11 protein-coding genes and 1 pseudogene are annotated in these 11,496 nt (G+C 74.1%); 3 read left to right on the top strand and 9 right to left on the bottom strand.

Annotation, left to right across the window (positions count from 1 at the left end):
* The 4 genes and pseudogenes from AB0O00_RS19375 to AB0O00_RS19360 form a co-directional block, all read right to left on the bottom strand.
* Window positions 1–238 (bottom strand): annotated as a pseudogene (locus AB0O00_RS19375) (AraC family transcriptional regulator); the annotation flags it as partial.
* Complete coding sequence (locus AB0O00_RS19370; RefSeq protein WP_363653332.1) at window positions 235–819, bottom strand: isochorismatase family protein; 585 nt, start codon at window positions 817–819, stop codon at window positions 235–237. The gene AB0O00_RS19370 and the pseudogene AB0O00_RS19375, both read right to left, overlap by 4 nt.
* A gap of 69 nt (window positions 820–888) precedes the next feature.
* Complete coding sequence (locus AB0O00_RS19365; protein ID WP_363653330.1) at window positions 889–1,452, bottom strand: GNAT family N-acetyltransferase; 564 nt, start codon at window positions 1,450–1,452, stop codon at window positions 889–891.
* 91 nt (window positions 1,453–1,543) lie between these two features.
* Window positions 1,544–2,491 carry a hypothetical protein gene (locus AB0O00_RS19360; RefSeq protein WP_363653328.1) on the bottom strand — a complete coding sequence of 316 codons (948 nt, stop codon included), beginning with the start codon at window positions 2,489–2,491 and terminating at the stop codon, window positions 1,544–1,546.
* A 299-nt stretch (window positions 2,492–2,790) separates the two neighbouring features.
* Between AB0O00_RS19360 and AB0O00_RS19355 the strand changes: the two genes are divergently transcribed.
* Window positions 2,791–3,318: an NUDIX hydrolase family protein gene (locus AB0O00_RS19355; RefSeq protein ID WP_363653334.1), complete on the top strand. Its 528-nt coding sequence runs from the start codon at window positions 2,791–2,793 to the stop codon at window positions 3,316–3,318.
* 16 nt (window positions 3,319–3,334) lie between these two features.
* Here the strand turns inward: AB0O00_RS19355 and AB0O00_RS19350 are convergent, their stop codons facing one another.
* Window positions 3,335–4,012 (bottom strand): DUF4937 domain-containing protein, encoded by a 678-nt coding sequence (locus AB0O00_RS19350; protein ID WP_363653326.1) that lies wholly within the window; start codon window positions 4,010–4,012, stop codon window positions 3,335–3,337.
* Window positions 4,013–4,161: 149 nt separating this feature from the next.
* Here AB0O00_RS19350 and AB0O00_RS19345 point away from each other — a divergent pair, with 149 nt between their 5' ends.
* Entirely contained in the window at window positions 4,162–6,009 is a 1,848-nt protein-coding gene (locus AB0O00_RS19345) for a DUF1003 domain-containing protein (RefSeq protein ID WP_363653324.1), read from the top strand.
* On the opposite strand, the gene AB0O00_RS19340 is transcribed toward AB0O00_RS19345, so the two are convergent.
* Window positions 6,006–6,650 (bottom strand): TMEM175 family protein, encoded by a 645-nt coding sequence (locus tag AB0O00_RS19340; protein ID WP_363653322.1) that lies wholly within the window; start codon window positions 6,648–6,650, stop codon window positions 6,006–6,008. The two genes, AB0O00_RS19345 and AB0O00_RS19340, sit on opposite strands and share 4 nt — an antisense overlap.
* A gap of 194 nt (window positions 6,651–6,844) precedes the next feature.
* Between AB0O00_RS19340 and AB0O00_RS19335 the strand changes: the two genes are divergently transcribed.
* On the top strand, window positions 6,845–9,511 hold the full coding sequence (locus tag AB0O00_RS19335; protein ID WP_363653320.1) for an acyltransferase domain-containing protein: 2,667 nt from the start codon (window positions 6,845–6,847) through the stop codon (window positions 9,509–9,511).
* A gap of 41 nt (window positions 9,512–9,552) precedes the next feature.
* Here the strand turns inward: AB0O00_RS19335 and AB0O00_RS19330 are convergent, their stop codons facing one another.
* From AB0O00_RS19330 to AB0O00_RS19320, 3 genes are all read right to left on the bottom strand, one after another.
* Window positions 9,553–10,860, bottom strand: a complete 1,308-nt coding sequence (locus AB0O00_RS19330; protein ID WP_363653318.1) for a PQQ-binding-like beta-propeller repeat protein — start codon at window positions 10,858–10,860, stop codon at window positions 9,553–9,555.
* A gap of 34 nt (window positions 10,861–10,894) precedes the next feature.
* Window positions 10,895–11,239, bottom strand: a complete 345-nt coding sequence (locus AB0O00_RS19325) for a hypothetical protein (protein ID WP_363653316.1) — start codon at window positions 11,237–11,239, stop codon at window positions 10,895–10,897.
* A gap of 4 nt (window positions 11,240–11,243) precedes the next feature.
* On the bottom strand, window positions 11,244–11,496 hold a 253-nt coding region (locus tag AB0O00_RS19320; RefSeq protein ID WP_363653314.1), incomplete at its 5' end, for a DUF6183 family protein.

Genomic DNA, 11,496 nt, shown 5'->3' with positions numbered 1-11,496 from the left:
GGCGCAGCGTGACCGACCGCCAGCCGGGGACCAGCAGGAGGTCCCCGGGCGACAGCTCCGGCCACGCCGTGGCGGCCCGCAGGGCGAGGCCCTGCGCGGTGGGGACGTCCTCCTGCTCGGCCACGTACGCGGTCTCGTAGCCGAGGCCGTGGTCGGCCGCGGTGGAGAACACCTGGGCGGGCCCGGCGACGTCCAGCAGGTGCACGTGCGGGACGAGCAGGAAGACGACGCGGGTCACGATCCGGTCAGCTCCTTCACGGTGGTGACGGTGGCGAAGCGGCCAGCCAGAGCGTACTCGGTGCGGGCGATGACGTCGTCCGTGGAGAGGGTGCGCGGGTCGGCGAGGATCTCGGCGAGGGTGCGTCCGGCGGGGGCGTCGCGGTGCTCGATCGGGTGGGTGGCGGTGGCGTCGGTGACGAAGGTGACGTCGTAGCCGAGGTCGCAGGCGACCCGGGTGGTGGTCTCGCAGCACTGCTCGGTGCGGATGCCGCTGACGACGACGCCGCGCACGCCGTGCTGGGTGAGCACCTGCTGGAGGTTGGTGGTGGTGAACGCGTTGTGCGCGGTCTTGGTGACGACGGGCTCGCCCTCGGCCGGCGCCAGGCCGTCCATGAGGTGGACGAAGCCGCGGGCCGGGTCGAAGACCGTGCCGGTGCCGGGCTCGGAGTGCAGGACCCACACGACGAGGTCGCCGCGGCCGCGGGCGTGCTCGACGAGCTCGTTCACCCGCTCGACGATCGCGGGGTTGGAGACGGCGGCCCAGTTCTCGCGCTGCCGGAAGGATTCCTGGACGTCGATGACGAGGAGTGCGTTCTTCATGTCTCGATCATGGCGCCCGGCGGGGGCCGGGGCGTAGACACCATCGGGCCCCGATGCGGAACGATCCGGTCAGGCGCTCGCGCCGTGCTCCCGGCGGGTGAGGCGCCAGAACAGGTCCTCCCCGGTCTCGGCCGGGGCGACGGGCTCGACGGGCAGGCGGCGGTGTTCGGTGAACCCGAGCCGGGCCGGGATCGCGCCGCTGGCGAGGTTGGCCGGGTCGTGGCAGACCTCGACGTACTCGACGCCGGGCAGCCGGAACGCCTGGTCGACCAGGGCGCGCGTGGCCCGGGTGGCGATGCCGCGGCCGGTCGCGGCCGGGTGCAGCCAGTAGCCGATCTCGCGGCCCTCGTCCGGGGAGCCCTCGCGCCGGTACAGCGAGCAGGCGCCGACGATGGAGCCGTCCTGCACGATCGCGTAGACGTGGTTCGCGTGGTTCGCCCACTGGTCCTCGCGGCGGGCCAGGAACTCGGTGGTGTACTCCAGGCTGTGATCGGCCACCCACGGCATGAACGGGCGCAGGTGCTCCAGCGACTCCTCGATGACGCGGAACAGCTCGGGGAGGTCCGCCCGGCCGCGGAAGGTGCGCAGCGCGAGGCCGTCGCCGAGGTCGATCACCGGTTCGGGCAGGTTCATCTCCGGAGGATGCCACGGCCCTCCCGGACCGCGCACCCCGATTTCGGGGCGCGGGTGGTGTCCGGGAGGGCCGTGGCCCGGGGCGGGGGCGTCAGCCGTGCGTCACGCACTTGTTGGCGCTGTTGGACCACAGGCCCTGGAGGTCGAAGGTGCCGGTGCTCAGCGTCACGTACGCGTCGAGCTGGACGCACGCGTCGCCGATCTCGCCGCCGCCGCCGTTCCAGCCGATGCTGGGCCAGAAGTCGGTGACGGTCTCGGCGTACTCGTGGGTCTCGGTGGACTCGATGCCGGAGAGCAGGCGGCCGTCGGTGAAGGTGGTGCAGGCGCCCGCGCCGCTGTCCGGGATGTACGGCAGGTTGGTGTAGGCGAGCTTGCCGTAGGTCGTGCTGGTGAAGTCGTGCCAGGCGCAGAAGCCGGAGTTGGGGAAGCCGTCGGGGTGCGTCCCGGTGGGGGAGACCACGACGTACTGGGCGTTGAGGTTCGGCGCCTGGGTGGTGTTGCCGAAGTGCGCGGCGGCCTTGCCGGCCTCGGCGGCGATCTGGGCGGTGGTCGCGCTGGCCGGCGCGGCGGCGGACTTGTCGAACCAGACCCCGGCCAACGGCGAGGTGGTCGGGTGGTTGACGTGGATCCCCTTGGTGCCACAGGTGACGGTGCCCTTCGGCACGCCCTCGCAGTACTGGTCGAGGATGGTGCCCCAGGTGTCCTGGGCGCCGTAGAGGCCCTTGAACATGTTCTGCATGTCGGTCGCCACCCCGGCCGGGTCGGACGACCACTGGGTGCCCCAGAAGACCAGGTAGACCTTGGGGGTGGGGGACACGACGCCCTGGCTCGCGCTGGACCCGACCGACAGCGTGTTGGACGTGCTCGCGGCCGGCCGCTGAGCGGCGCTCGCGGCGGGGTTGAGCGGTTTGACGCCGAAGTGGGCGGCCGCGGTGGCGGGTTGCGCGGCCTGGGCGCCGGTGGCGAGCGAGGTGGTCCCGAAGGCCGCCAGGGCCAGCGCCGCGAGGGTGTGGGCGGCGGCCTTGAAGGATGTGCGCATGCGTCTGCTCCCGGTGTGAGGGTGTGAGGGAGGGGTGAACTGCCTGCGTTGGTAGGGTTGTTGGGGTGGAGCCCCGACACCTCACCAGTTCGGGCGGCGTCCGTCCAGACGTGCGGGGGTGGCGGCGCGAAGGCTTTGCCGTGCCTATGCCAAACTCTCGTGCGGTTCTAGCCGTCGGACGGGTTTGGGCGGCGCGCCGGCGGTCCGGCCGCGCCGGAGGTCGGTGACGCAGGGTCACCGCCGGGCGGGGCGGCCGCCGTCCGGTCGTCCGGGGACCGTACGATCAAGCAATGTCTGAGATCACGGAAACCACGCCGGGCTGGCTCGCGCCCGAGGAGCTCGAAACGACCCGGGCGCAGATGCCGATCCTGTACGTCGAGGCCGTGCCGGTGCGGGTCGACGAGTCCGGGGAGGTCACGCAGATCGGGCTCCTGCTGCGGATCGGGCCGGACGGGACGGTCAGCCGCACGCTGGTCTCCGGTCGCGTGCTGCACCACGAGCGGATCCGCGACGCGCTGCTGCGGCACCTGGAGAAGGACCTCGGGCCGGTGGCGCTGCCGCGGATCCCGGCCTCGCTGCAGCCGTTCACCGTCGCCGAGTACTTCCCGACGCTCGGCATCACCGAGTTCCACGACCCCCGGCAGCACGCCGTGTCGCTCGCCTACATCGTGCCGGTGTCCGGGGACTGCCGGCCGCGCCAGGACGCGCTCGACCTGGTCTGGTTCAGCCCGGCGGAGGCCGCGTCGCCGCTGGTGCAGCAGGACATGCCGGGCGGTCAGGGCGTGCTGCTCAAGCGGGCGCTGGCGCACGTCGGCTGCCTGAGCTGACGTCGGGCCAAAGTTGCTACTGGACGTCGGGTAGGACCTGCCACTCCGGTTCGAGTGGCAGGGCCAGCCCGGCCAGCGTGTGGACATCGGCGACGACGTCGGCGCGGGCACGCAGGGCGGTCACGTCCCGGTCCGCGTAGCGCTGGTGGGCGTCCGCGTCCGTCCACAGCGTCGTGACGAGGTAGCGGTCGTCCGCGAGCCGGGTGACCGTGCCCGCGAGCATGCCGTCGGCCGCCGCCATGGCCGGGTTCCAGATCCGGAGCTGGGCGTCGAGGAAGTGCTCGGCGCGGCCGGGGTGGAGGTGACAGTCCGCGACGCGCAGCAGGGTGGCGTGCGGCAGCGCCTCGCGAAGGCCGGCCTCCCCGGGGATGTCGAGGACGGACGGACCGGTCGCCACGGCGGTCACCAGCCACGAGCGCGTCGGCGCGGGCTCGTCATGGTCGTCACGGCGCCTGAACCGTTTGTAGGACTCCTCCTTGACGATCTCGTCATGGCGCTCTTCCATGAACCGGGTGTAGGCCGCGTGGTCGGCCCAGAGGCCGAGCACGTGCGCCCGCCCGCCGTCGGGCTCCCAGCCCCCGACCTGCCCGACCAGCCCCGGCTGGTCCGCGATGGCCGCCCATTCGCGCTGCGCGTCCGCGAAGGCGTCCTGCCCGCCGAGCAGGACGCGACAGTTGATCCACTTCACCCACATGCGGACCATCATCGGCGATCGGGTCGGGTGGGCGTCAACCGGCCTCCGCGAGGTGCGGCGGCGCGGAATGACACTCCGTGGAAAGGACGTTGACAGAGCGTCCGGAACCGGGTTCAGTGCGAGCTCGGTAATCGGCGGGAGGAGCGGGCGTGAGTGCGGTCGGTGCGGGGTCCGGCGGGCCCCGGCAGCAGCCGGTGGCGATGGCCGACGGACAGGTGGGGTTCAACGGGGCGTTCGCGGCCGCGCTGACCCGGGTCGTGGGCTCGATGCCCGCGCTGTACGTGACGCTGGCGATCGTCGGCGGGTGGATGGCCCTGGCGACGTGGGGGCCGCTGCACACGCTCGACCCGTACCCGTTCGCGTTCCTGCTGTTCCTGGACAACGTCGTCCAACTGGTGCTCTGCCTGGTGATCCTGGTCGGCCAGCGGGTGCTCGGGATGGCGGCGGACCGGCGGGCGGTGCAGACGTACGAGAGCGCCGAGGCGATCTTCGACCGGGTCGCGGACCTCCAGGCGCACCTGGACCGGCACGACCGCGCGCTCGGGCGCGGCGTCAGCCTGCTGGAGACCGGCCGGCACCCGTGGATCGAGCGGCACCGGGTGCAGCACCCGCCGCAGGCGATCGACCAGGTGACCGGGATCAACGGGCGGATCGCCGCGTGGCTGACCGGGCGGCTGGGCAGCATGGCCGCGTTCTACATCGCCGCCGGCACCCAGGTGGTGTGGATCGGGATGGCGGAGTTCGGCCTCCAGGACTTCGACCCGTACCCGTTCGCGTTCATGAGCTTCCTGTCCACGCTCGCCCAGCTGATCTTCATGATCGTCATCATGGTGGGGCAGGACGTGATCGGCCGGGCCGGCGACCGCCGGGCCGAGCAGACGCTCCTGGACGCCGAGGCCGTCCTGCACGAGTGCCGCCGGATGAAGGCGCGCCTGGAGGCGCAGGACCGCGTCATCGACAGCCTGGCCGACTACACCAGCGCCCAGGTCACCAAGCACCTGGCGCGGGCCCTCCACCAGAGCCGGCTGGAGGCCGCTGTCGAGGACGGCCGGGAGCTCGGCAGCCGGCCGGGGCTGCTGCCCTGGGAGGAGCTGCCCGAGGAGCTCAGGGAGGCCAATCGCCGCCAGGCGCGGCGGCTCGGCGACCGGCTGGCGGCCGTCGGCTGCCTGATGGTGCCGAGCTCCGAGCACGCGCCGGCCGCCGACGGGCCGCCGCCCGTCGACTTCACGGAGGAGGAGGCGGAGGTCCTGGCCCGGCTGGAGCACGAGCACGGGCCGGGCGCGCCCGGGCAGCTGCCCGGACAGCCTCCCGTTGAGCTTCCCGGCCAGTTTCCCGGTCAGCGGGACGGCCGGCGGGCCGGTCGGGACGTCGAGCACGTGCCCTGGGCGGAGCTGTCCGCCGCCGCCAGGGCGCGGACGGTCGCGTCGGTGCGCCGCCTGCCCGCCGTGCTCGCCGACGTCGGCTTCCAGGTGCTGCGCACCGGCCAAGGCGCCGACGGCGCGGGCGAGTCGGACTTCACGCCCGAGGACTGGGCGACGCTCGGGCAGTCGCTGATGGCCTCCGGCGTGCTGGTGGCGCTCGCCGAGGGCGTCGCCGACGCGGAGGAGATCATCGCGCTGGTCAAGCTGCTGCGCGAGGCCGGCGTGACCCACCCCCGTCGGTTCGTCCGGGAGTTGGCGGCGTCGTCGACCTTCGACACCGGCCTCGGGCCCGCGACCCGCTACGCCGACTACGAGCGGCCCGCGCTGGCGGCGATCCGCGCGGCGACGGAGATCGTCGCCCGGGTCGCCCCCGAAGAGCTGGACGGGTTCCGGGAGTTCCTGCTGGAGATCGCCACGGTCGTCGCCGACGCCAACAACGAGGGCGGCTTCCTCGGCATCGGCGCGCGGCCCCGGGTGCCCAACGAGGTGCGGGCGATGGAGGCCGTGCGCGCGGCCACCGAACTCGACGGGCCCGAGCCGCTGGTGTCGCCGGTACCGGGGATGAGGAGGTCCTAAGGCACGATCGTCGGCACCTTGACCTGGTTGAAGGCGTAGTAGACGGCCAGCAGTCCGTGGACGGCGAGGGCCGCCGGTGCGGACAGGAACGCCAGCGCGACGGTGAGCGGGTAGACGACCAGGCCCACGTTGAACCTCCACCGGGCGGCCCGGGCGGCCGCGACGTCGACGCCCGCGTCGAAGCAGTGGCCGGTGCGCGTCGCGTAGTTCCAGAACAGCGCGAACACCACGGCGTGCCCGACCATCACCCCGCCGTACACGGCCGCCGCGACGTTCGCGGCCGAGCCGTTGCGCAGGTTCTGCGCGACGAGCGCGGTCGGGAACGGCAGTGCCGAGACCAGCATCAGCAGCAGCAGATTGACGAACATCAGCGTACGGTCCACCCGGGCCAGGTGCACGAACAGCGTGTGGTGGTTGACCCAGATCACGCCGATCACCAGGAAGCTCACCGCGTACGCGAAGTACGACGGCCACTGCGCGCCGAGCGCCCGCCACAGCTCCGCCGCGCCGTGCGCCTGCGGGACCTTGATCTCCAGGATCAGCAGCGTGATCGCGATCGCGAACACCCCGTCGCTGAACGCCTCGACCCGGCCCGTGTCCGTCGTCCCCGCCGCCGGCCGCGCCGGCTCCACCGTCTCCACCGGGCGAGGATCCCAGCCGCGCACCGGCACCCGGCGGCGCAACGCCGGGACCCGCAACGGTAAAGAGGCCGACCGATTTACCTGTTCTGCATACTTTCGCGCTCCTGGTGTTCACGGTGAGTCACATCTGATAGAGATCGCACACCCGACCACGGTGCGTGCGCCCGACCGTGCCCCGCACCACAGGAGGACGCATGCACCTGGAGATCACCCCGATCGACGCGCTGCGCCGCGCGGCCGCCCGCCCCCTCGCCGGTCCCGCCCTGCACTACGAGGAATCCGCCATCGGCTACCCGGAGTTGCTGGACCGCGCGGGCCGCCTCGCCGAGGTGCTCGCCGGGGGCGGGGTGACGGCCGGCCGGCCGGTCGCCTACCTGGGGCTCAACAGTCCCGCGCTGCTCACGACGTACCTGGCGTGCGGGTGGCTGGGCGCGGTCTTCGTCCCGGTGGACCACCGGCTCGGCGCGGCCGACGCCGAAGCGGTGCTGCGGGACTGCGAGGTGCACACCGTCGTCGCCGAGCCCGGGCCGGCGGCGCTGGTCGACCCGGCGCCGGGGACGCGCCTGCTGCTCGTCGACGACGACCCCGCCGCCGCCGTGACGACTGCGCCCGGCCCGCACTGGACGCCGCTCGCCGCCGCGCTCGCCGCCGCCCCGCAGCCACCGCGCGATCCGGCGCTCCTGGACGCCGACGACCTCGCCGTCATCCTCCACACCTCGGGCACCACGGGCCGTCCGAAGGGCGTCCGGCTCACCCACGGCAACATCTGGTGGAACGGTGCCAACGTCGACGCGGCGATGCTCACGCGCGAGGACGACGTCAACCTGGTCGTCACCCCGCTCTCCCACGTCGGCGGGCTCACCTGCTTCACCCTGCGCAGCCTCGGCCACGGCGGCACCACCGTCGTCCGGCGCGGCTTCGACCCCGAGCGGACCCTGCGCGACCTCGTCGAGTTCCAGGTGAACACGTTCTTCGCCCTCCCCCCGGTGTTCGCCGCCCTCGCCCGCCTGCCCGGCTTCGCCGCCGCCGACCTGTCCGCGCTGCGCGGCGCCGTCGTGGCGGGCGCCCCGGTGCCGGCGCGGCTGGTCCTCGACTACGCGGCGCGCGGGGTGATGCTCCAGCAGGCGTGGGGACTCACGGAGACGGCGGGCTTCGCGACCTACCTGCCGCCGGAGCTCACCGTCGCGAAGGCGGGCTCGGCGGGCCGGCCGATGCCGTTCACCCGGCTGCGGATCGTCGACCCGGCCACCGGCACGGACGTCTCGGGACCGGACGTGCCGGGCGAGGTGTGGGTGCACGGGCGGCACGTCTCGCCTGGCTACCGGTGCGACGCCGAGGCCTTGCAGGACGACGACGGGTGGTTCCGCACCGGGGACCTCGGGCGGCTGGACGCCGACGGCTGCCTGTACCTGGTCGACCGGCTGGAGAGCGTGACCGTCCAGGACGGCGAGGACGGCGAGGACCTCTACCCGGCCGAGGTCGAGGCCGAGGTCGAGGCCGAGGTCGAGCGGGCGTCGGCCGGCTGCCCGGGCCTGCGGGAGCTCGCCGCCGGAGAGCCGGGGGGTTTCGCCCCGCTCGTGGTGTCCGCACGGACGCCGGAGGCGCTGGCGGCACAGGCCGGGCGGCTGGCCGACGCGCTGGACGGGGGCCTGCGCCCGCAGGACGCGGCCCTGTCGCTGCTCGCCGGCCAGGCCCTGTTCGAACACCGGGCCGTCGTGGCGGCGGCGGACCCGGACGCCGTCCGCGCGGCGCTGCGGGCCCTGGCCGGCGGTGGCGACGCACCCGGGCTCGTCACCGGCACCGCGCCACCGGAGCGGGCGGACGGCGGCGTGGTCTTCGTCTTCCCCGGCCAGGGCAGCCAATGGCCGGGCATGGGACGGGAGTTGTGGCACGACGAGCCGGTGTTCGCCGAGCGGATGGCGCAGTGCGGGCGGGCGCTGGCGCCGCACCTGGACTGGTCGCTCGTGGACGTCGTGCACGGCGTCGGCGGGGCCCCGCCACCGGCACGCGTGGACGTCGCCCAGCCGGTGACGTTCGCGGTGATGGTCTCGCTCGCGGCGCTGTGGGAGGCGTACGGCGTCCGCCCGGCGGCCGTCCTGGGGCACTCGCAGGGCGAGATCGCGGCGGCCTGCGTCGCGGGCGCGCTGTCGCTGGAGGACGCCGCCCGGACGGTCGCGCTGCGCAGCCGGGCCATCGCCGACCGGCTGGCGGGCCGGGGCGGCATGGTGTCCGTGCCGCTGCCCGAGGGCCGCGTGCGGGACTGGATCCGCGCGTGCGGGGACGGCGTCGAGGTCGGCGCGGTGAACGGGCCGGAGCGCACGGTGGTGGGCGGGGAGAGCGCGGCGCTCGGCGCCTTCCACGCGGAACTGGTGGGGCGCGGCATCGACGTGCGGATGGTCCCGGTGGACTACGCGTCGCACACCGCCCAGGTGGCGGGGGTCGAGCATGCCCTGGCCGAACTGCTGGGCGACGTACGGTCGTCGGCGCCGTCCGTGCCGTGGTTCTCGACCGTCGACGGGCGGTGGGTCACCGGTCCGGTCGACGCCGGGTACTGGTACCGCAACCTGCGGGAGCCGGTGCGGCTCGACCCGGCGGTGCGGGCGCTGGCGGGCCAGGGGTTCACGGACTTCGTCGAGGTCGGCGCGCACCCGGTGATGACGACGGCGATCGGGGCGACGCTGGCCGACGCGGGCGTGACGGCCGAACTGCCGTTGGTCTGCGGCACGTTGACGCGCGGCGAGGGCGGGCGGGAGCGGTTCGCCCGCTCGCTCGCGGAGGCGTTCGTCCGGGGCGTCCCGGTGGACTGGACGCCGATGCTCCCGCCCGGTGCGCGCCGGGTCGACCTGGCGGCGTACCCGTAACGGAGGCGGGGGTTTCGGCCGGGGCAGCGTGCCCGTCCGGTTCAGCGCGTGGGGCAGGGCCCGGTCGTGGCGCCCGTCCGGCCGTCGACCAGCCGGAGGTGGTCGTGCTCGGGGCAGTCGTCGAGCAGCAGCACCCGGTCGCCGAGCGGGACGGGCGGCGTGGCCCGCGAGCCCCGCCGCCAGAGCACCCGGTCGTGCCGGATGGCCGCCACGGCCCACCGGTCGCGGTAGATCAGCAGGGTCAGGAGGTCCCGGTGGCCCGGTACGAGGTGGACGTAGAAGCCCTGCCGGTCGCGCCGCGGGACCTTCCACGGCCAGCGCACGCCGGTGAGCCGGCGGAGCCGGCCGGGCCGGGCCGAGACGATCCGCTCCCCGCGGATCCGGTCCGGGTGGTCGTGGTTCCGGTCCAGCTGGACCGTGGTGTAGAGCCGGTCGTCCACCTCGACGACCAGGGGATCCGCGATGCCCAGGGGGTGGCGCGGCGAGAGGTAGGTCCGCACCTGCCCCTCCCCGAGCGGCCGCACGTGCGCGATCCGGCCGTTGCCGACCCGGGCCCAGACCGCCGACGGCACCCCGCTCTCCGTTCCGACGCCGCCCCAGGGGGCGGACCGGTGGCCCGTGGCGAGGGAGCCGAGTTCGGTGCCGGTCGCGGGGTCGAACCAGTGCAGGGTCTCCCGGTGTGGACGGGCGGCGAGGGCGACGGGCGTGGGCGTGCGCTCGTGGGTGAGGAGGTACGGGCGGGCGGGGTAGCGGTTCATGGTGGTGTACCACAGCCGTTTGCCGGTGCGGGAGTCGTAGGCGCGCGTGTAGTGCCGTCGGTTGGTCCCGACGGTGACGACCACCCGGCCCTCCGTCAGCAGCACGCTCGTGACGTTTCTGTAGTCGTGGCGCCACAGGCGCCGGCCGTCCACCAGGTCGAGGGCGGTGACGTGGCGCGGCGCGTCCTCGTGGCCCTGCCAGAGGACGAGCGTGCGGTCGTCCGTCAGATAGCCGGAGAGCGGTGTGGCGTCCCGGATCCAGGCGAGCGAGCCGTCCGTCCGGCGGAGGCAGGTGAGGGCGATCGGGTCGGTGCCGTACCAGCCCGGATTGCTGCTCGGCACGACGACGTGGTGCTCGGTCGGCGTGAAGGCCGTCGACAGCCGGAACTCGATCCCGTCGAGCCGGTGCGGGCTGCGCCAGAGCATCCCGCCGTCGCGGGCGTCGAAGGCGGTCATCCGCCCGTCGAACGGGACGAGCACCTGGTCCTCGGCGACGGCGATCGGACCGAGGCTGTCCTTGGGTGCGGTGACGGTCCACAGCTGCGACGCCGCGTCGTGGTGCACGGACAGCGGGACGGCATCGTTGATCATCGGCTTTCCCCCCGAAGCGCCTCGAACGTGATGATCAAGTATCGGCCCGGTCGTCCACCCAGTCGTCGGCGCCCCCCAGGCGGGCGGTCAGTTCGAGCCCGGGGTCGTCGAACTCGGCGGCCCAGCGGTCGTAGGTCGCGTCCAGCAGCGGGCCGAGCCGGGCGTGCCAGGACGGCCGGTAGCGGACGGTGAAGACCGGCTCGCCGGGCTGTTCGACGGTGATCCGGTGGCGCAGCAGGCCGCCGCGGTGCCGCACGGCGGCGTCGGGCCGCAGCACGACCCGTCGGCCGCCGACGGTGAGCACCCGGTGGTCGCCGTCCACGTGGAGCTCGGCGGGCAGGCGGCCGAGCCGTCCGGACCAGACGGGGGTGCCGGTCATGCCGTCAGCCGCCGTTGTAGTCGGTGGCCGCGAGGACGGCGAGGCGGGTGCGGTCGGGAGAGAGGGTCAGGAATCCGAAGTCCCACGAGTCGCAGTTGAACCACTCCGTCCAGGCCTGGAAGCCGTACCAGACGCAGGCGGCGGCCCGCCGTTCGACCTCGGCGGGCGTCGCGTCCTGCGGTGCGCCGGCCAGGGCGGCCAGGGACCGCCAGGCGGCGAGCCGGCCGTAGGCGCCGTACCACCACTCGTCGGTGTGT

The organism is Kitasatospora sp. NPDC093558, assembly GCF_040683475.1.
Lineage (GTDB): Bacteria > Actinomycetota > Actinomycetes > Streptomycetales > Streptomycetaceae > Kitasatospora.
The sequence above is the reverse complement of the archived record's forward strand: the minus strand, read 5'-3'. Positions and strand labels throughout refer to the sequence as shown.